This is a genomic window from Limnohabitans sp. TS-CS-82 (assembly GCF_002943475.1).
This window is the reverse complement of the sequence record NZ_PTQX01000007.1, coordinates 48918-67585: the sequence shown is the minus strand read 5'-3', so window position 1 is coordinate 67585 and position 18668 is coordinate 48918. Positions and strand designations below refer to the sequence as shown.

The following is an 18668-nucleotide window of genomic DNA, read 5'->3' as shown; positions in this document are numbered from 1 at the left end:
ATGTGCGCAACCGCTTCTCAAACCCAATTAGGCGTGAGGTGCTGCGTCGTGTGCGTGGTCAGCTTGTGGACGCTCGATCAGAGCCTTCATCGACAACTTGACGCGACCTTTTTCGTCTGTCTCGAGCACTTTCACGCGCACGATTTGACCTTCGCTGAGGTAGTCAGTGACCTTCTCGACACGCTCGTGCGCGATCTGGCTGATGTGCAACAAGCCGTCTTTACCTGGCAACAAGTTGACCAAAGCACCGAAGTCCAACAACTTGGTGATGGGGCCTTCGTAGATCTTGCCGATTTCGACTTCAGCCGTGATTTCGGTGATACGACGCTTGGCGATTTCAGCCTTCTCGCCATCGGTGGCAGCGATGGTGATCGTGCCGTCTTCTTCGATGTTGATCTGGCAACCGGTTTCTTCGGTCAACGCACGGATGGTGGCGCCACCTTTGCCGATCACGTCACGGATCTTCTCGGGGTTGATCTTCATGGTGAACAACTTAGGTGCAAAGTCAGACACTTCAGTCTTGGCTTCGCCCATGGCTGCTTGCATCTTGTCCAAGATGTGCATGCGTGCTTCTTTGGCTTGAGCCAATGCCACTTGCATGATTTCTTTGGTGATACCTTGGATTTTGATGTCCATTTGCAAAGCGGTAATACCGTTGGTGGTACCGGCCACTTTGAAGTCCATATCGCCGAGGTGATCTTCGTCACCCAAGATGTCGGTCAACACCGCAAAACGGTTGCCATCTTTGATCAAGCCCATGGCGATACCGGCCACGTGTGCTTTCATAGGCACGCCGGCGTCCATCATGGACAAGCAGCCACCGCAGACCGAAGCCATCGATGAAGAACCGTTAGATTCTGTGATTTCAGACACCACGCGCATGGTGTATGGGAACTCTTCTTTGGTTGGCAACACAGCCACCAAAGCACGCTTAGCCAAACGGCCGTGGCCGATTTCGCGGCGCTTTGTAGAGCCCATGCGACCCACTTCGCCAGTGGCAAAGGGAGGCATGTTGTAGTGCATCATGAAACGGTCTTCGTACTCACCAGCCAAGGCATCGATGCGTTGTGCATCGCGCTCTGTACCCAAAGTGGTGACCACCAAAGCTTGGGTTTCGCCGCGTGTGAACAACGCAGAACCGTGGGTGCGTGGCAACACGCTGTTACGGATTTCGATGGGGCGCACAGTGCGTGTGTCGCGGCCATCGATGCGAGGCTCGCCTGCCAAGATTTGGCTGCGAACGATGTGAGCTTCGATGTCGAACAACATGTTTTCGACTTTGACCGAATCAAACTCAACGCCGTCAGCCTTGAGGGATTCCATCACAGCAGCGTAGGCCTGGCGGCAAGCCAAAGTGCGTGATTGCTTGTTACGGATTTGATAGGCAGCGCGCAGTTTCTCTTCCGCGTGGGCTTGAACCTTGGCGATCAGTGGCTCGTCCTTCGCAGGTGCAGCCCAGTCCCATGCTGGTTTGCCAGCGTCGCGCACCAATTCGTGGATGGCGTTGATCGCGATGTTGCCTTGCTCGTGGCCGAACACCACAGCACCCAACATGATTTCTTCTGACAGCTGTTGAGCTTCAGATTCCACCATCAACACAGCAGCTTCTGTACCAGCGACCACGAGGTCCATCTGGCTGTCTTTGCGTTGTGTTTGACCTGGGTTCAAGACGTATTCGCCGTTGATGTAACCCACGCGAGCGGCACCGATGGGGCCGTTGAAAGGGATGCCAGAGATGCTCAACGCAGCAGACACAGCGATCAAGGCTGCAATATCGGCATCGACTTCTGGGTTCAACGACACGGTGTGAATCACCACGTGCACGTCGTTGTAAAAACCTTCTGGGAACAATGGACGGATGGGGCGGTCGATCAGACGGCTGGTCAATGTCTCGTGTTCGCTAGGCTTGGCTTCGCGCTTGAAGAAGCTGCCGGGGATCTTGCCTGCAGCGTATGTTTTCTCGATGTAGTCAACGGTCAATGGGAAGAAGTCTTGGCCAGCTTTGGCAATCTTCGAACCCACGACAGTGGCCAACACCACGGTGTCGTCCATGTTGACGAGCACAGCGCCGCCAGCTTGGCGAGCCACTTCGCCGGTTTCCATGGTGACCGTGTGTTGGCCCCATTGGAATGTCTTGGTAACTTTATTGAAAATGGACATTGTGTTTTCCTTGAGAAATTTGGCATGACACGGTGCAGCACACGATGCCATTCCAGAAAAGTTGGGGCTTTTTTGGAATGACACAGCTTTCGAATCTGCGCCTGAATGTTCTGCCGTTTGTGAAAAATGGGTGATTAAAAGTGCAAAACGCCTGAGCTTCTTGAAAACTCAGGCGTTTTTCGCGAAAACTTTAACGTTTACTTGCGCAGGCCAAGCTTGGCAATCAGAGCAGCGTAACGGTCAAAGTTTTTCGACTTGAGGTAGTCGAGCAATTTGCGACGACGGCTCACCATGCGCAACAAACCGCGACGACCGTGGTGGTCTTTGGCGTGTTGTTTGAAGTGAGGTGTGAGTTCGTTGATACGAGCTGTCAACAAAGCCACTTGGACTTCGGGACTACCTGTATCGCCTGCGGCGCGTGCGTTGTCTTTAACGACTTCAGCAATTTTTGCTGTCAACATGGTTTTTTCCTTAAATATTTGACTTGCGTTGCACCGTGGAAGTTGGTGCAACGTGCTGTGTTTACCCCAAAAGGTAAAGCCCGCAGAGTATAGCAGGCGCAGCCGTCTTGAGCCAATTGGCCTGATTCAGGCCAATTCAGCCAGCGGCCAGCGTGGCTTGACGTCAAAGCTGTAGCGCGGCTGGGCTTGGGCCATGCCACCCTCGCCACTTTGCAGGCGCATGGCAGCGGCCATGGCGATCATGGCACCGTTGTCGGTACACAAATGCAGCTCGGGGTAATGCACCCGCACGCCTTGGCGCTTGCATGCAGCATTGAGTTGCTCGCGCAAATGCCGGTTGGCCCCTACGCCGCCAGCCACAACCAAGCGTCTCAGCCCAGTTTCGCGCAGCGCTGTGAGAGATTTCTTCAAAAGCACCTCGACGATGGCAGCCTCGGTCGATGCCGCCAAATCAGCTTTTCGGGCTTCTAAGTCATCACCCAGCTTTTTGGCTTGGGTCATGACCGCAGTTTTGAGGCCCGCGAACGAAAAATCTAAATTACCGCTGTGCAGCAAGGGACGCGGCAGCTTGAAGGCAGCAGGGTCGCCCTGCTCAGCCAGCTTTGAGAGCGCCGGGCCACCGGGGTAACCCAAGCCCATGAGCTTGGCCGACTTGTCAAACGCTTCGCCTGCAGCATCGTCAATGGTTTCACCCAGCAACTCATAGTGCCCCACCCCGTCCACACGCATGAGCTGCGTGTGGCCGCCCGACACCAACAGGGCGACAAACGGAAACTCGGGCGGGTCTTCGCTCAAAAACGGCGACAGCAAATGGCCCTCAAGGTGATGCACGCCAAGCACAGGCTTGTTCAAAGCAGCGCCCAAGGCACAGGCCACACCCGCCCCCACCAGCAAAGCGCCAGCCAAGCCGGGGCCACGGGTATAGGCCACCACATCCACATCTTGCAAACTGTGTTTTGCCTCAGCCATCACTTCACGCGCCAGCGGAATCACACGGCGAATGTGGTCTCGGCTGGCCAACTCAGGCACCACGCCGCCATAGGCCACATGCATGGCCACTTGGCTATAAAGAGCGTGCGATAGCAACGTGGGTAAGGCCGAGCCTTCAGAGCGGACCAGCGCCACACCTGTTTCGTCGCAAGAGGATTCAATACCGAGGATCAACATAGGCCTTGAGTTTATGCGCTGCACCCAAGGCATCGCCACCACGCATCACCTCAACGTGGTTGTTCACGCACAGAAGCCAGCTCGGATTCGAAGACGTTGGACTGCTCAATGGGCTCTGACGTCAGAACTGGCAGCATGATCAAAGGCCCCGTCACCGAACGCCCCAAAGTCATGCGCGTCTCAATCGGTGCGGCAAATGCAATCGCAAAGGCTGCAACCATGAACTGAACATAGACAAAACCGCGACCACGCAACAACGCCGCATCGCCGGATCGACCCCGCTTCGTCGCGAAAGTGGCGCGATCGACTGGAGCAATCAGCACACCATCAGTGGACAAAGACTGCACATCGGCTGCGGCTTCCACTGGGAGGGTGGCACCATGATGGCCGTTTGGCGGCACGTCTTTTTGTTCTTTTGCGCCTTGCTCTTTTGCCGCATCAGGCAAAGCCTCAGCACCAACACCCGCGTCCGTCATGGAAAACTCAAGCCCAAGCCGAGCAAATGACGCGTTGACCAACTGTTGGTTCATGTCAGACGCATCATCGTCCATCAAGACAAATGCATCATTGAACTTTTGCGCGCGTCCTATCTGCAAAAAACGGGAATGGGCCACCTCAAAACGGTCAAGCCTGTGGTTGACCTCTTCCGCCACCTCATGGATATTTTGCAACCGAACCTCTGGCGCGATGGCCTCGCGGTGCAAATCCGAAGTTTCTACATCCAGTGTTTGCACATTGGCGTCAGACCCACCCAGCTCAATCGACTGACGGTTGGCCATGGCGTCCGAAGGGCCAAGGAGTTGTCGATTGGCATCTTGTGTTGACGCATCTATTTGCTGCACATTGTCAGCAGGCCCTATGCCATCGATGCGTTGACGATTCTTGGACGCATCGTCATCGCCGAGCTTCTGAAGGTTCAAACCGTCCGTGGCATTCAAACCCACCTTGACAACATTACCTTGGCTTTCGAAATCATCTGACACGCTTTGGATGTTGTCGCTCATGGTACGGGCTATGAACTGGCTCATCTCAGAGTCATCCGCAGCCCCCACCCATACCCCTTGGTTCGCAGCCTCGGATAAGCCATCGATCTTCGTCCCACTGGCATCGATCAACTCGTTCTTGAATGTGACCCCCTCCTCCTCATCGCTGCCGGTCAGACGTTCGTGGGTCACGCGATTTTTAAATGCACTGGCATCGAAAGGCTTGAAATTTTTGATTTCCAGAACTTTCAAATAACGCGCAAAGGTTTTCTCGGTGAAACCAAATGCCGTCAACATGTTCAGAAAAAGCTTGTCCTCCAAATGCGCCACTTCGCCGTCTGACAACATCGAATCACACACATTCGTCAGGATGTAGATTTTTTGCTCAGGCCTCAACAAAGCTGAAGCCTCATCCAAGAACTGCTTTAACTTGACCGAGCGCACGTATTTCAGCGCCACGTTTTGTAAGCCCTCAAACTCGCCAATCGCAGCCTCCAACTGCCCTACCTCTTGGGGGCCAATTGAGCCGTCTGACGTCAACATGTAAAGCAAGGCAATCGCCAGCGCAAAGTGGGGCGTCATGGGCTGGCGATCTTCCCTGACGCCCGTGTATTTACCCAAAACAGACTTGTCGTTTTTGAGCGCCAGTATTTTGAAATAAGGTTCAAACTGCGCTTCACGCATGCCAAATGCGCTCGTCATTTGGGCAAAAAGGGCCAGCTCGGCATGGTCCGCATGCCCGTCTGCCAGCAAGGCATCGCATACATTGGCCAAAATGCACCACTTGTCTTTGACGCTCAGCAGCTCTGAAGCAGTTACAAAAAACTGCTCAATGGGAACCGACTGCACATAACGCAAGGCGTAGCTGAGGACGGCTTTATCACCGCCCAGCACGGCTTGAAGTTGGCTGCTCTCTTGCGCTTCTAGCTCACCGTCAGACGCCATCATGTAGAGCAAGCTGCAAGCAAGCGCCAAATAAGGCGTTAAAAAGATTTGCTCAGCGCCGTCAAGCCCAACCTCACCTGCCTGATTTTTGAGGTTGTCTAGTAGATTGGGTTTGAGGTTCGCGACGGCCATGCATCACGGTAATCACTCCGATAAGTTTTTGGGTGACAACTGCGTCATAGAACCGCTTGATGACGCCTTCGTCATCAAGTACACAGCTCAAACTGAAGGTGACAAAGGTGCAAACAAGGTTGCCATGACCGTTTGTTTCTCGGTCACAGTCAACGCCAAAGTGGCTTTGTGCAACTTGGCGATCTCCAAACAAATACTCAAGCCCAACCCCAAGCCATCCACCTGACGGGCGTGGGATGCATCCCCCCGGTAAAAGCGATCAAACGCCCGCTCACTCAAGTCCGCGGGGATGTCTGATGTTGGGTTTTCCACCGACAACTTAAAAGCCCCGTCTGCTTGCTCAAGCGTGACGTGAATCCACCCATGTGCTTGGTTGTAATTCACCGCATTGGCATACAAGTTGTGAATGAGTTGATGCGCCAATGTCTTGTCGCAACGCCAAATCACATGAGGTGCAATGGTGCTAGAAATTTTCAAATTCGATTGGAACGAATGGGCATCTTTGACCAACTGCGTCAGCAACAAACTCAAATTCACATCGGTTAGCTCTTGCTTCAAACTGTTGGCATCTGCGCGAGACAACAACAAAAGTTTCTCTGTGATTTCAATCAAACGCTCGACCTCATCACTCATGCTGCGCATGCGAATTTGAGCATCTGAACCCATCGGCAAATCGTGAATCAAGCGCTCGACGTTGCCACGCAAAATGGTGAGCGGCGTTCTCAACTCGTGTGATGCATCAGAGGCAAAGCGACGCGCTTTGGTGAAGCTGTCGTTCAAGCGAAAACGCAAATCATCAAACACTTTGACCAAGGCTTCAAATTCTTTGAAAGGCGCTTGCAACACAATGGATTGATCCAACGTATTCGCGGTCAGCTTGGCCATGTTGTTTTGTATAGAAGCGATGGGCCGCATCACCACATAGGTTAAGTAGAGCGTCAATGCCAGCAGCGTGACAAGAATCGTTGGCAACACGTAAATGGTGTTGCGATCACGCAATGCCCACACACGCAGCATCAAAGCATCAATCTCCGCCCCATCCAGCCAAATTTCAGAGCCTTTCAATCGGTCTTTGAACCGAACCGCGTACCAACTCTGCGAGCCGATCGCGCCATGCGAAAACTCAACATGACCTTGAATCGAAGCCGCATCACCTCGCCAAAAATCATTGGCCTTCAACAAGGACCGACACACAGGAAAGGCAGGGATGTCAACGGTATCTTTTGCGCTGTCACACAGCACATAAAAATCAGAAATATTGCTGAACAAACTACCTTTTTCAAGTGCCTTGAAGCAGCTTAGAAACTCGTCGGGGCGCTGAAAATGATCTTCACATTTTTCTAGCGCCACGCCCATTTCTTGATGGATGCGGGTTTGCAACTGATCGGTTAAAAAATGCTGCGCCGTCAAACGATTGGCAACAATCACGACCGCCGTGATCAAAACCACATGCAAAAAGATACGTACTTTGAACGACTTTTTCATGACTCAAGCCTCCACGCGCAAGCGATAACCAACTCCGCGCACAGACTCTATCGGCGATACACGCCCATTGCTGCCGCGCTCAAGCTTTCGTTTGATGCGACGCACGCACACATCCACCACGTTGGTTTCTGGATCAAAGTTGATTTCCCACACGTGTTTGAGAATTTGTTGGCGCGAAAAAATATGTCCTGGAGAGCGCATCAAAAAGGCCAGCAAACTGAACTCACGCTGACTCAACACAGCCGTCACGTCAAACCACTGCACCTTGTGACTGACCACATCCAGCGTCAGATGGCTCAATGAAATTTGCTGCACTTGCTCAGGCATCTTGCGCTGCATCACGGCCTTGATGCGCGCCACCAGTTCTTCCACAAAAAACGGTTTGGGCAAGTAGTCATCTGCGCCCATCTCAAAACCCATCAAGCGGTCGGGTAAATCGACTTTGGCACTGAGGATGATGACCGGCGTTGTAATGCCAGCCCCTCTTGCTTGATGCAAGAGGTCAAAACCATTGAGCTTGGGCAACATCACATCCAAGATCACCAAATCGTGCGCACCTACAAGCACTGCGGCGAGGCCTCGTTCACCATCATCGACATGCGTCACGTCATAGCCAGCGGCAGACAAACCCTTGATGACGAACTCCGCAATCTTGGCTTCGTCTTCAATCAACAAAATTTTCAAACCAACCATCCCTTGTTTTTGATTTGATTTCATTTTGAATCGATTAGTTCCAATTGAAAGGACACGCCAAATGACATCTTCGTCATCGTTCAGCGCATGACAGGCATGTCACTAATCTAGCGTGAATGCGTGTCGATAGTTCAGGTGTTAACGCCCACAGAGAAACGCCATGTCACATCTACCGCCCATCGCCAGCACGCCAGCCCACCTGGAAGACCCCGTGATCAGCGCGGTAACGTCGATCGCCAGCACGGCCCCGACGCCCTCCGCTTCCGCGACATCTCAAGCACACGCCCCCAGCGTGATTGCGGTGTCGTTTGCGTTTGACAGCATTGAAAAAACACTCAATGTGGTCATCAAAGATGAGCGATCTGGTGAGGTTGTGAGAACTATTGAATACACACACATGCCTGCCGATATCCACCGAAGCGACAAGCTGAACGGATTGCTTCTGGACCAATTCGTTTAGCGCTTCAACGTGTATCCACGCCTAAATTAGTCATATAGCCATAAGTTATCTAGCCTGCGAGACAATCGCAGTATGAGCATCAGCCACTACATCAAAGACATCGGACGCGGCCGCGACGGCGCGCGTGCGCTGGACCGTGCACAAGCCGCTGATTTGATGGGCCAAATCTTGGATGGCCATGTCACCGATTTAGAGCTGGGTGCCTTTTGCATAGCCATGCGCATCAAGGGCGAAACCGACCAAGAAATGGCTGGCTTTCTAGATGCCACACATGCGCGCTTGCAGCACATCAGCGCCACCAGCCCTGTGGTCGTACTGCCCAGCTACAACGGCGCACGCAAGCTACCCGTGCTCACACCTTTACTCGCCCACTTGCTGGCCCGCGAAGGCTTGGCCGTGGTGATGCACGGCACAGCCACCGAATCCACGCGCATCACCAGCCAAGCGGTGTTAAGCGCCATGGGTGTGACGGCCCTCGCCCAAGCACGCGCTGTCGCAGCGGGTGAGGTGGTGTTTGCCCCCACCGAAGTGCTCAACCCCAACCTCAAACGTTTGCTCGATGTGCGTCGCGTGGTGGGCCTGCGCAACCCCGCGCACAGCTTGGTCAAGCTGATGAACCCCACGACAGAAGCAAACGCCTTGCTGGTCAGCAGCTACACCCACCCCGAATACGCCACCTCCATGGCCGCCACCTTTGAGCTGACCGGCGCACGCGCCCTGCTGCTGCGCGGCACCGAAGGCGAAGTGGTGGCCGATGCGCGCCGCACCCCACAAATGGCCGCATTTGTTCGTGGCATCCGCACGCCCTTGGTCGAAGCGCAAGCAGGTTCGCTCATCAAACTGCCAGAGCTACCCACCGACATCGACGCAGCCAGCACCGCACGCTACACACAGGCCGTGCTCAACGGCGAATTGCCCGTCCCCGCACCGCTGGCCGCACAAGTACAAGCGGTGTTGAAAGCCTTGAGCCTTTGACCATGACACACGCACACGAACCCCATGTAACTTTGGTCGGTGCAGGCCCAGGTGATCCTGAACTGTTGACGCTCAAAGCGGTCAAAGCCATCGCTGCGGCCACCGTGTTGTTGGTGGACGACTTGGTGAGCGATGCCATCACTGCCCATGCTTCGCCCACGGCACGCATCATCCATGTGGGCAAGCGCGGCGGCTGCAAGTCCACCCCGCAAGCCTTCATTGAAAAGCTCATGGCCCAAGAAGCGCTGGCGGGTGAAACCGTGGTGCGCCTCAAAGGCGGCGACCCTTTCATCTTTGGCCGTGGTGGCGAAGAGGTCGAGCACTTGCAGGCACAAGGCATCACGGTCACAGTCATCAATGGAATCACCTCCGGGTTAGCGGGCGTGACCTCGTTGGGCATTCCCCTCACCCATCGCGAACACGCGCATGGCGTGGTGTTCATCACCGGCCACGCCAAACAAGGTGCGGCTGACAGCGTGGACTGGGTGGCATTGGGCCAAACTGCACAACAAGCCAAACTCACGCTGGTCATTTACATGGGCGTGACTGGCGCAGCGCATCTGCAAGACGCCCTGCTGCAAAGCATGCGCGCCGATACGCCTGTGGCCGTGATTCACCAAGTGAGCCTGCCTACGCAGCGCCATGTGGTGTGCGAGCTGCAGCAGTTGCATGACACCATCATTCGCGAGCGACTGGCGAGCCCGTCTGTCATCGTGATTGGCGATGTATTCAAAGGCTTGCTGGCGATGCAACACGGCACTGAACTGCAAGCCTCTGCGGGCTAAGTGCTTAGCGCTAAAGCGCAGCACCACTAAACTCGCCGCATGAAAATTTTTGACGTTGTGATCGTGGGCGCCGGTGCTGCCGGTTTGTTTTGTGCAGGCGTGGCTGCGCAACAAGGCTTACAAGTGCTGGTGCTGGACCACAGCGAGAAAGTGGCCGAAAAAATTCGCATCTCCGGCGGGGGCCGCAGCAACTTCACCAACCGCGAGCTTGATGTTCGCGCCCCGCACAAACACTTTTTGGGTGACAACCCTCAGTTTTGTCGCAGCGCGCTGTCGCGCTACACGCCGCAAGACTTTGTGGCGCTCATGCAAAAGCACAACATTCCGTTTCACGAAAAGCACAAAGGCCAGCTGTTTTGCGATCGCTCAGCCGAAGACCTGATTCAAATGTTGCTGGCTGAATGCAATGGCTCGGCGAGCGGCGGCAGCGTCACCCGCTGGCAGCCTTGCAACCTCAAAGACATTCGCTACTCCGACGCCGCCCCTGATGCGCAACGCTACGAAGTCGACACCAGTCAAGGCACAGTGCACGCAGCGGCTGTGGTGGTCGCTACCGGCGGCTTGTCCATCCCCAAAATTGGCGCGACCGACATTGGCTATCGACTGGCCAAGCAATTCAACCTGCGCTTGGTTGAGCCCCGTCCCGGCCTTGTGCCCCTCACCTTTGACGACAAAGCGTGGGCACCCTATGCACAGCTCTCAGGCCTGTCACTGCCTGTGCGCATCGAAACAGGCGCCAAGAAAACCCTGCAAAGCTTTGACGAAGATTTGCTCTTCACCCACCGCGGCTTATCGGGCCCAGGTGTGCTGCAGATCTCCAGCTATTGGCAAGCAGGCACTGATTTGCGCATCAACCTCGCCCCCGAGGTGGACTTGCAAGAGGCACTCATGACCGCCAAGCAGCAGTCTAAAAAACTCATCGCCAACGAGCTGAACGCTTGGGTGCCCTCACGTTTGGCCGACACCTGGGCCAGCCAAGACGCAGCATGGCAACGCCCCGTAATTGAAGCCAGCGACAAAGCCCTGAACCTCTTGGCCCAGCGCCTGAGCGCTTGGCCCCTCACCCCCACGGGCACCGAGGGCTACAAAAAAGCCGAGGTCACCGTGGGCGGCGTGGACACCCGCGATTTGTCGCAGCAAACCATGGAATCCAAGCAACCAGGCCTGTATTTCATTGGCGAAGTGGTGGACATCACCGGCTGGCTGGGCGGCTACAACTTCCAATGGGCTTGGTCCAGCGCCCATGCCTGCGCAAAAGCCTTGGGCGCCCATTTAAAACCGGCGGTTTAGTCGCTATAATTTCTGTCTTTGCTGGCAAACCCCCAACGGCCTGATCAACTTAATGTTGGGGAACACCGCAGGCATGGCGCTCAGGCACGATCTTCCTAGGCACCCTCTGACTGCAAATAATTGGAAATTTTGGTAATGACCACCATCCGTGTAAAAGAAAACGAACCGTTTGACGTCGCTCTGCGTCGCTTCAAGCGCACCATTGAAAAATTGGGTCTGTTGACCGACTTGCGCGCTCGCGAGTTCTACGAGAAGCCAACCGCTGAACGTAAACGCAAAAAAGCAGCAGCCGTGAAACGCAACTACAAGCGCATCCGCAGCATGCAGTTGCCCAAGAAGCTGTACTAAGCAGCCTCTGCCCCGAAAAAGCTCGCTAGGGACGCCTCAGCGGGCTTTTTTTTCGAACAACTTTTCTCCCAAGGAACACACCATGAGTCTCAAAGCACAAATCACCGAAGACATGAAAACAGCCATGCGCGCCAAAGACAGCGTGCGCTTGGGCACCATCCGCCTACTGCAAGCCGCAATGAAACAAAAAGAAGTTGACGAGCGCGTGGAGCTGGACGACGTCATGGTGATCGCCATCGTGGACAAGCTGATCAAGCAACGCAAGGACTCGGTGGCTGCGTATGTATCAGCACAGCGCCAAGACTTGGCTGACATCGAAAGCGCCGAAATGAAAGTGCTGGAGGTGTATTTGCCTCAGCGTTTGAGCGCCGAAGAAATCACCGCTGCTGTGAAAGCCATCGTGGCTGAACTGGGCGCCACGGGTGCTGGTGACATGGGCAAGGTCATGGGCGCTGTGAAGGCGCAGTTGGCGGGCAAGGCTGATATGGGTCTGGTGTCTGCTGCTGTGAAGGCTGCGTTGGCGGGCTAAGGCTTAGCCGCTGCCCTTGTCTAACTGTTGTGGCTGAGGGGGAAGGACTCCCCTGCTCTTACTGTTGAAGGGGCTAGGCCCCCACAACCCTAGGCTCCTCTTCGCTGCGCTCAGAATGTCGCTACGGATTGCGGGGGCCTAACCCCTTCAACAGCGGTTTGTGTGTGCTTAGCGGTTTCGCGCCAGCTAGTGCTGTCGAAGTAAGGGCTTTGAGCGCAGCGACAAAGCTCATGCAGAGCGCCTAAAGCGAATGCGGTTTGGCGTGACTGTCCGTAGCGACATTCTGAGCGCAGCGAAGAGGAGCCTAGGGCAGTTACGCCACACCGCATTCGCGCAGAGACAAACTACAAAATCAAAATCGCAACGAACCGCAAAAGCAGCAAATTAACTGCCAGCCACCTTCATGCGATTGATAAGCACAGAACCAATCGTCTTAGCACCCATCGTGTAAGCATCCGAGCCAATGGCCTCAATACCTTGGAACATGTCTTTCATATTGCCCGCGATGGTGATCTCTTGCACAGGATAAGCAATGCGCCCGTTCTCCACCCAAAAGCCGCTGGCTCCACGTGAATAGTCGCCCGTCACGTAGTTCACGCCTTGGCCCATCAGCTCGATCACAAACAAACCGGTGCCTAGTTTTTTGAGCATGGCATCGAGGTCGTCTGCGCTTTGTGTGAGGCGTGAAGACATCACCAAGTTGTGCGAGCCGCCTGAGTTACCCGTGGTGGGCATGCCCAGTTTGCGGGCGGTGTAGCTGCTGAGGAAATAACCTTCTACGCGACCAGCATCCACCACACGACGTGCGCGAACGGTCACGCCTTCGTCGTCAAACGGCGAGCTGCCTTTGCCACGCATGACAAACGGATCTTCTGAAATATCAATGTGTTTAGGGAACACCGTGGTCCCCAACGAATCGAGCAAGAAGGTGCTCTTGCGGTACAACGCACCGCCGCTCACGGCTTGTACAAAACCGCCCAGCAAACCAGCGGCCACGGGCGCTTCAAACAACACAGGACATTCAATCGTGGCAATCTTGCGAGATTTCAAGCGGCTCAAGGCACGCTCGGCTGCGTAGCGGCCGACGGACTCGGGTGAGGCCAACTCATGGGCATCGCGCATGGAGCTGTACCACGCGTCGCGTTGCATGCCGTCGCCCTTACCCGCAATGGGCGCCACCGAAATGGTGTGACGTGAGCTGGCATAGCCACCTCGAAAACCATGAGTGTGGGCACTGAAGAAATGGCTTTGTTGCGCCGACACCGCAGCACCTTCGCTGTTGGTAATGCGTTTGTCGGTTTGCATGGCCGCGGCTTCGCAACGCAGGGCAAGCGTGGCAGCATCAGCGCTGGTGATGTTCCAAGGATGGAACAAATCTAAATCGGGGTGGTGGGTGGCAATGTCTTTTTCGTCGGGCAAGCCAGCCACGGGGTCTTCGGCGGTGAAGCGGGCAATGTCGTAGGCCGCTTGCACGGTGCGCTCAATCGCGGCTTGCGAGAAGTCAGACGTGCTGGCATTACCTCGGCGGTGGCCCAAGTACACCGTCACACCCAATGATTTGTCGCGGTTGCGCTCCACGTTTTCTAGCTCGCCTTTGCGCACCGACACGCTCAAACCGCAGCCCTCAGACGCATCGGCCCCCGCATCAGTGGCTCCCAGCTTTTTGGCGTGCTTCAGGGCTGCATCGACGAGCGACTCGAAGTGCTCGCGGCTGTAGCTGAAACCTTGGGCAGGCGTGTGGGATGAGGCTTGGGTTTTAGAGGCTTTGGTCATATCGAAGGCTATGATACTGGCCACTGCGTTTGCTCTTTGTGTTGAAGGGCAAACCGACCTATTTAAAGCTCCCCAATTTATGTCACGTAAACCCAAAAAAGGTTACTTTGTCCGAGGCCAGTTTGTGGCCGAAGGCAGCGAACTCGACCTCGAACTCAAAGCCGAACTCAAAGGCACTGAGGGCCTGAGCCGCACCGACCGCAAAAAAGACAGCGACGACCGCCAAGACTTGGGCGTCGAGCTGCTGACACTGCGCACTGAGTTGATGGACCGCCTGAACACCCAAGGCCACATCACCGACCTGCTGCGAGAAGCACTGGCCGAAGCCCGCCGCATCACCAACTTTGAAGGTAAGCGCCGTCAAATGCAGTTTGTCGGCAAGCTCATGCGCAAGCTCAGCGAAGAATCTGTGGAGGCCGTCAAAGACGCGCTCAACGAGCAACGCATGGGCAGCACCAAAGACACCTTGGCCCTGCACCTGGCCGAAAGCTGGCGTGATCGCCTGATGGCAGACGACGCAGCCTTGCAAGAGTGGATGAACGAATACCCCAGCACCGACAGTCAGCAGCTGCGTGCACTGGTGCGTCAAGCACGCAAGGATGACGTCACCACCAAAGCCGACATTGCCAAAGGTTTGCTGCCACGCCAAAGCCGCGCGTTCCGCGAAATTTTCCAGCTCATCAAAGAGCAGTTCAACCTCGTGGACGATGTGTTGCACACGCCCGATGACGACGAAGAAAGCTACAAACCATGACAGACTCCACCTTGCCTACCCCAGATGCCCGTTGCGACACCATCAAGGTTGGCATCGTGTCCATCAGCGACCGTGCCTCTAGCGGCACTTACGAAGACAAAGGCCTGCCCGCTTTGCGCGATTGGTTGGGCCATGCTTTGTACAACCCGATTGAATACGTCGAGCGCCTGATTCCCGACGAACAAGCCACCATCAGCCAAGCGCTGATTGAATTGGCGGATGCCGGTTGCGCCTTGGTTCTGACCACCGGCGGCACAGGCCCCGCAAAGCGCGATGTAACGCCTGAAGCCACATTGGCCGTGGCCCACAAAGAAATGCCAGGCTTTGGCGAACAAATGCGCCAAGTGAGTTTGAAATTTGTGCCCACCGCCATCCTGTCACGCCAAGTGGCGGTGATTCGTGACGAGTGCCTCATCATCAACTTGCCCGGTCAACCCAAATCCATCCAAGAAACCTTGGGTGGTTTGAAAGACGCAGAGGATAAACAAGTGGTGGACGGTATCTTTGCTGCGGTGCCCTACTGCATCGACTTGATTGGCGGACCGTACATTGAAACGCGCGATGCGTTTTGCAAAGGCTGGCGTCCTAAGACCGCGTTGAAATCTAAACGCGTGTGACGCAACACACGCCCACAAAAAAGCCCGCTGACTCAGCGGGCTTTTTTACTTCTGGGTGCTGCCTGCACCGATCTTTTGCACAACCGGCTCATCACCCGACATATCAAAGTAGATGCCATCAAAAAATAGTTTCACCATCGGCAGATCGTTGCCAGGTGCGCTGCGGCTAGGCATGAACTGCAACACCTCAAACACATAGTGATTGAGCGTGTCCACAAACTTGTCAAAGTGCGGCATCTCCACGTCAAACATGGGCTTCACCAGGATCTTCCACTGCCCAACCATCAGCGGGTCTTCACAAACCGTCACATCACACACGATGTCACTGGTCACCAAACCGTATTGCTCTAAGTCAAACGTGAACTGGCCCTCAAAAGCCCCAACAGGATTCAAAGTCGCCCACAAGCGCTTGGGGTACACATTCAAAAAACGCATCGTCAATCCAACAGTTGGTTGATGCGTGCCGCCTCAAAGTGCTCTTGTCGAGCAGCATCTGTAGGCACGCAATCGGGTTTGGCTTGACCTGCAGAGAGCTGTTCAATGGCTTTCCACAACAAAGCAATTTGGTGTTCTTGTGACGTAGCGTTGTCAATCAAGCCACGCATGGCTTGGCTCACAGGGTCGTCGTTTTGCGTCACGCCATAGGCTGAGAAGCCCATCTTGGATGCGGCTTCTTCACGCTTGGCATCGGTCTCGGCTTGGATGATGCGTGCGGGGTTGCCCACTGCGGTCGCGCCTGCAGGCACGGGCTTGGTCACCACAGCATTGCTGCCCACTTTGGCACCGTCGCCCACGGTGAAACCGCCCAACACTTTGGCGCCTGCGCCAATCACCACGTCTTTACCCAACGTGGGGTGGCGCTTTTCGCCTTTGTAGAGCGAGGTGCCGCCCAAGGTCACGCCTTGGTAAATCGTGCAGCCGTCACCAATCTCGGCGGTCTCGCCCACCACCACGCCCATGGCGTGGTCGAAAAACACGCGGTCGCCAATCTTGGCGGCGGGGTGAATTTCAATGCCGGTGAACCAGCGCGAGATGTGAGAAACAAAGCGGCCCAACCACTTGAAGCCGATGTTCCAGCAGCCATGCGCCAAGCGGTGCAGCAGCACCGCATGCAAGCCGGGGTAGCAAGTCAGCACTTCCCAGCGGCTTCGAGCGGCGGGGTCGCGGTCCAAAATGCATTGAACATCAGAGCGTAGGCGTGAAAACATAGTGGCGTGATTATCGTTGCCTGAATAGATGCTTTTGGGGCTGCATTTTTAGGCTTGTTTTTGGTCCGCAGTTTTGGCAGCTTGCGACATGGTTTTGGCAATGCCACGCAAGATGTGAATTTCCTCTTGCGTCACCTGCGCGCGGTTGAACAACTGGTTCAGGCGAGGCATGAGTTTCTTCGGCGCTTCTGGGTCTAAAAAGCCAATGTCCGTCAGCGACTGTTGCCAGTGATCGAGCAAGCCTGCAAGCTGTTGGACATCGGCCAAAACTGCACCGCTGCCGATACCACTACCAAGTGCGTCAGCCGTGCTCGCTTTGAGCGAAGCCGCATCCTCCGTCGATGAGAGCTCTAACACCTCTTGCGCCATGCTGGCCAAGCCGCCTATCGCCTCCCGCCAGTCATAGGCCAACACCTGCACGGCAGCGCCTAAATTGAGCGAACCGAATTGTGGGTTGGTCGGAATACGCAGGCAGGTGTGGCAGCGGTACACGTCTTCGTTGCGCATGCCAAAGCGTTCGGAACCAAACAAAAAGCCCACGCCAAAGTCGGCGTTCTGCTTGTGCTCGGCTGCCAAGGCGGCAAAGTGGGGGCGCGGCTCCAAAGTGGGCGGGCCAAAGTCGCGGGGCGTCATGGCAGTGGCGCACAGGTGGTGCAGGCCATCAATCGCTTCATCCAAGGTGGCCACCACGCGGGCATTGGCCAGCACGTCTAGAGCGCCGCTGGCACGCTGGATGGTCTCTTCACGGCGCAGCACGTTGTCCCAACGGGGCGCAACCAGCACCAAATCGGTGAAACCCATCACCTTCATGGCGCGGGCCGTGGCCCCCACATTGCCGGCGTGGCTGGTGTTTATTAGGATGAAGCGGGTTTTCATAGATGGTTTTGTAAGTCTTAGCGCGTAAAATCTGCCCCATTGTCGCCGCCCGCATCGCCGGGCGTTCATCTTCGGTCTGCCAAGGCCAGCTCTTCACAAAATCTATGTCGTCCTCTTCTTCTGTACACCCCATGCTCAATGTGGCCGTCAAGGCTGCACGCGCCGCAGGCGCCATCATCAACCGCGCCGCGCTCGACGTGGAAGCTGTTCGTATTTCACAGAAGCAAGTGAACGACTTTGTGACTGAAGTTGATCAAAACAGCGAACGCATCATCATCGAGACCCTGCTCACCGCCTACCCCGACCACGGCATCTTGGCCGAAGAGTCAGGCACCATGCACGGCAACCCCAACGCCGACCACATCTGGATCATCGACCCACTCGATGGCACGACCAACTTCATCCACGGCTTCCCCTACTACTGCGTGAGCATCGCCTTGCAAGTGCAAGGCCGCTTAGAGCAAGCCGTCATTTACGACCCCACCCGCAACGACTTGTTCACCGCCACCAAAGGCCGTGGCGCGTTCATGAACGACCGCCGCATTCGCGTGAGCAAGCGCACCCGCTTGGAAGAGTGTTTGTTGGCCACGGGCTTTCCGTTCCGTCCCGGTGACGACTTCAACAAATACCTCAGCCTGATGGGCGACATCATGCAACGCACCGCTGGCCTGCGCCGCCCCGGTGCTGCTGCGCTTGACTTGGCCTATGTGGCCGCGGGCTTTAGCGATGGTTTCTTTGAACTCGGTTTGAAGCCTTGGGACATGGCCGCAGGCGCATTGCTCATCACCGAAGCCGGTGGCTTGGTGAGCAACTTCACGGGCGAAGGCCCTTACCTTGAGCACGAAGAGTGCTTGGCCGCGCCTCCCCGCATCTACGCACAGTTGGTGCCCATCACGCAAAAATATTCCAAGTTTGCAGGCGCAGACGACAAGCGCGCGGCCAGCACAGCAGCCAAGACTTTGAGCATTTCACGCCAAGCGCCAGACGCGCCGCTGTAACTCGTTCAACACTTTCTGGCAGGCACTGC

Annotated in this window: 19 protein-coding genes; 9 read left to right on the top strand and 10 right to left on the bottom strand. The window is 55.6% G+C overall.

Annotated features, from left to right (window positions below; genetic code table 11):
• Nucleotides 1-27 precede the first annotated feature (27 nt).
• The 6 genes from pnp to C5F52_RS14840 all read right to left on the bottom strand — a co-directional run bounded on the left by pnp (nucleotide 28) and on the right by C5F52_RS14840 (nucleotide 8026).
• Nucleotides 28-2160: a polyribonucleotide nucleotidyltransferase gene (pnp, locus tag C5F52_RS14865; RefSeq protein WP_104799151.1), complete on the bottom strand. Its 2133-nt coding sequence runs from the start codon at nucleotides 2158-2160 to the stop codon at nucleotides 28-30.
• A 197-nt stretch (nucleotides 2161-2357) separates the two neighbouring features.
• The gene (gene rpsO / locus C5F52_RS14860; RefSeq protein WP_104799150.1) at nucleotides 2358-2621 is read right to left on the bottom strand and encodes a 30S ribosomal protein S15; all 264 of its coding nucleotides are present in this window, start codon (nucleotides 2619-2621) and stop codon (nucleotides 2358-2360) included.
• Between the two features lie 126 nt (nucleotides 2622-2747).
• Nucleotides 2748-3788, bottom strand: coding sequence for a tRNA (adenosine(37)-N6)-threonylcarbamoyltransferase complex transferase subunit TsaD (gene tsaD / locus C5F52_RS14855; RefSeq protein ID WP_104799149.1), 1041 nt, complete (start codon nucleotides 3786-3788; stop codon nucleotides 2748-2750).
• A 50-nt stretch (nucleotides 3789-3838) separates the two neighbouring features.
• A complete protein-coding gene (locus C5F52_RS14850; RefSeq protein ID WP_104799148.1) occupies nucleotides 3839-5848 on the bottom strand; it encodes a TerB family tellurite resistance protein in 2010 nt (669 codons plus the stop codon).
• An 87-nt stretch (nucleotides 5849-5935) separates the two neighbouring features.
• Complete coding sequence (locus tag C5F52_RS14845; RefSeq protein WP_104799147.1) at nucleotides 5936-7333, bottom strand: cell wall metabolism sensor histidine kinase WalK; 1398 nt, start codon at nucleotides 7331-7333, stop codon at nucleotides 5936-5938.
• Between the two features lie 3 nt (nucleotides 7334-7336).
• Nucleotides 7337-8026 (bottom strand): response regulator transcription factor, encoded by a 690-nt coding sequence (locus tag C5F52_RS14840; RefSeq protein WP_236657884.1) that lies wholly within the window; start codon nucleotides 8024-8026, stop codon nucleotides 7337-7339.
• Nucleotides 8027-8186: 160 nt separating this feature from the next.
• On the opposite strand from C5F52_RS14840, the gene C5F52_RS14835 reads away from it, so the two are divergent.
• The 6 genes from C5F52_RS14835 to C5F52_RS14810 all read left to right on the top strand — a co-directional run bounded on the left by C5F52_RS14835 (nucleotide 8187) and on the right by C5F52_RS14810 (nucleotide 12413).
• On the top strand, nucleotides 8187-8486 hold the full coding sequence (locus C5F52_RS14835) for a hypothetical protein (protein WP_104799146.1): 300 nt from the start codon (nucleotides 8187-8189) through the stop codon (nucleotides 8484-8486).
• Nucleotides 8487-8558: 72 nt separating this feature from the next.
• Nucleotides 8559-9461 carry a DNA-binding protein YbiB gene (ybiB, locus tag C5F52_RS14830; protein ID WP_104799145.1) on the top strand — a complete coding sequence of 301 codons (903 nt, stop codon included), beginning with the start codon at nucleotides 8559-8561 and terminating at the stop codon, nucleotides 9459-9461.
• Nucleotides 9462-9463: 2 nt separating this feature from the next.
• Nucleotides 9464-10246, top strand: a complete 783-nt coding sequence (gene cobA, locus C5F52_RS14825; protein WP_104799144.1) for a uroporphyrinogen-III C-methyltransferase — start codon at nucleotides 9464-9466, stop codon at nucleotides 10244-10246.
• Between the two features lie 39 nt (nucleotides 10247-10285).
• Complete coding sequence (locus C5F52_RS14820) at nucleotides 10286-11536, top strand: NAD(P)/FAD-dependent oxidoreductase (RefSeq protein ID WP_104799143.1); 1251 nt, start codon at nucleotides 10286-10288, stop codon at nucleotides 11534-11536.
• Nucleotides 11537-11671: 135 nt separating this feature from the next.
• Nucleotides 11672-11884, top strand: a complete 213-nt coding sequence (rpsU, locus tag C5F52_RS14815) for a 30S ribosomal protein S21 (RefSeq protein ID WP_006296472.1) — start codon at nucleotides 11672-11674, stop codon at nucleotides 11882-11884.
• An 82-nt stretch (nucleotides 11885-11966) separates the two neighbouring features.
• Entirely contained in the window at nucleotides 11967-12413 is a 447-nt protein-coding gene (locus C5F52_RS14810; RefSeq protein ID WP_104799142.1) for a GatB/YqeY domain-containing protein, read from the top strand.
• Nucleotides 12414-12797: 384 nt separating this feature from the next.
• Here the strand turns inward: C5F52_RS14810 and pmbA are convergent, their stop codons facing one another.
• Complete coding sequence (gene pmbA / locus C5F52_RS14805; RefSeq protein ID WP_104799141.1) at nucleotides 12798-14186, bottom strand: metalloprotease PmbA; 1389 nt, start codon at nucleotides 14184-14186, stop codon at nucleotides 12798-12800.
• A gap of 79 nt (nucleotides 14187-14265) precedes the next feature.
• Between pmbA and yjgA the strand changes: the two genes are divergently transcribed.
• Together yjgA and mog are read left to right on the top strand one after the other, a co-directional pair.
• Nucleotides 14266-14940: a ribosome biogenesis factor YjgA gene (gene yjgA / locus C5F52_RS14800; protein ID WP_104799140.1), complete on the top strand. Its 675-nt coding sequence runs from the start codon at nucleotides 14266-14268 to the stop codon at nucleotides 14938-14940.
• Nucleotides 14937-15557, top strand: coding sequence for a molybdopterin adenylyltransferase (mog, locus tag C5F52_RS14795; protein ID WP_104799139.1), 621 nt, complete (start codon nucleotides 14937-14939; stop codon nucleotides 15555-15557). Before yjgA ends, mog begins: the two co-directional genes overlap by 4 nt.
• A gap of 45 nt (nucleotides 15558-15602) precedes the next feature.
• Here the strand turns inward: mog and C5F52_RS14790 are convergent, their stop codons facing one another.
• The 3 genes from C5F52_RS14790 to C5F52_RS14780 are packed head-to-tail and all read right to left on the bottom strand — an operon-like array spanning nucleotide 15603 to nucleotide 17641.
• A complete protein-coding gene (locus tag C5F52_RS14790) occupies nucleotides 15603-15992 on the bottom strand; it encodes a hypothetical protein (protein ID WP_104799138.1) in 390 nt (129 codons plus the stop codon).
• A 2-nt stretch (nucleotides 15993-15994) separates the two neighbouring features.
• Complete coding sequence (gene cysE, locus C5F52_RS14785; RefSeq protein ID WP_104799137.1) at nucleotides 15995-16765, bottom strand: serine O-acetyltransferase; 771 nt, start codon at nucleotides 16763-16765, stop codon at nucleotides 15995-15997.
• Nucleotides 16766-16813: 48 nt separating this feature from the next.
• Nucleotides 16814-17641 carry an RNA methyltransferase gene (locus C5F52_RS14780; RefSeq protein WP_104799136.1) on the bottom strand — a complete coding sequence of 276 codons (828 nt, stop codon included), beginning with the start codon at nucleotides 17639-17641 and terminating at the stop codon, nucleotides 16814-16816.
• 104 nt (nucleotides 17642-17745) lie between these two features.
• Here C5F52_RS14780 and C5F52_RS14775 point away from each other — a divergent pair, with 104 nt between their 5' ends.
• The gene (locus tag C5F52_RS14775; protein ID WP_104799135.1) at nucleotides 17746-18639 is read left to right on the top strand and encodes an inositol monophosphatase family protein; all 894 of its coding nucleotides are present in this window, start codon (nucleotides 17746-17748) and stop codon (nucleotides 18637-18639) included.
• Nucleotides 18640-18668: the final 29 nt, after the last annotated feature.

Bases quoted from the DNA above. Each gene is read 5' to 3' on its own strand.
- pnp (WP_104799151.1), bottom strand. From the start codon at position 2,160: ATGTCCATTTTCAATAAAGTTACCAAGACATTCCAATGGGGCCAACAC.
- rpsO (WP_104799150.1), bottom strand. From the start codon at position 2,621: ATGTTGACAGCAAAAATTGCTGAAGTCGTTAAAGACAACGCACGCGCC.
- tsaD (WP_104799149.1), bottom strand. From the start codon at position 3,788: ATGTTGATCCTCGGTATTGAATCCTCTTGCGACGAAACAGGTGTGGCG.
- C5F52_RS14850 (WP_104799148.1), bottom strand. From the start codon at position 5,848: ATGGCCGTCGCGAACCTCAAACCCAATCTACTAGACAACCTCAAAAAT.
- C5F52_RS14845 (WP_104799147.1), bottom strand. From the start codon at position 7,333: ATGAAAAAGTCGTTCAAAGTACGTATCTTTTTGCATGTGGTTTTGATC.
- C5F52_RS14840 (WP_236657884.1), bottom strand. From the start codon at position 8,026: ATGGTTGGTTTGAAAATTTTGTTGATTGAAGACGAAGCCAAGATTGCG.
- C5F52_RS14835 (WP_104799146.1), top strand. From the start codon at position 8,187: ATGTCACATCTACCGCCCATCGCCAGCACGCCAGCCCACCTGGAAGAC.
- ybiB (WP_104799145.1), top strand. From the start codon at position 8,559: ATGAGCATCAGCCACTACATCAAAGACATCGGACGCGGCCGCGACGGC.
- cobA (WP_104799144.1), top strand. From the start codon at position 9,464: ATGACACACGCACACGAACCCCATGTAACTTTGGTCGGTGCAGGCCCA.
- C5F52_RS14820 (WP_104799143.1), top strand. From the start codon at position 10,286: ATGAAAATTTTTGACGTTGTGATCGTGGGCGCCGGTGCTGCCGGTTTG.
- rpsU (WP_006296472.1), top strand. From the start codon at position 11,672: ATGACCACCATCCGTGTAAAAGAAAACGAACCGTTTGACGTCGCTCTG.
- C5F52_RS14810 (WP_104799142.1), top strand. From the start codon at position 11,967: ATGAGTCTCAAAGCACAAATCACCGAAGACATGAAAACAGCCATGCGC.
- pmbA (WP_104799141.1), bottom strand. From the start codon at position 14,186: ATGACCAAAGCCTCTAAAACCCAAGCCTCATCCCACACGCCTGCCCAA.
- yjgA (WP_104799140.1), top strand. From the start codon at position 14,266: ATGTCACGTAAACCCAAAAAAGGTTACTTTGTCCGAGGCCAGTTTGTG.
- mog (WP_104799139.1), top strand. From the start codon at position 14,937: ATGACAGACTCCACCTTGCCTACCCCAGATGCCCGTTGCGACACCATC.
- C5F52_RS14790 (WP_104799138.1), bottom strand. From the start codon at position 15,992: ATGCGTTTTTTGAATGTGTACCCCAAGCGCTTGTGGGCGACTTTGAAT.
- cysE (WP_104799137.1), bottom strand. From the start codon at position 16,765: ATGTTTTCACGCCTACGCTCTGATGTTCAATGCATTTTGGACCGCGAC.
- C5F52_RS14780 (WP_104799136.1), bottom strand. From the start codon at position 17,641: ATGAAAACCCGCTTCATCCTAATAAACACCAGCCACGCCGGCAATGTG.
- C5F52_RS14775 (WP_104799135.1), top strand. From the start codon at position 17,746: ATGTCGTCCTCTTCTTCTGTACACCCCATGCTCAATGTGGCCGTCAAG.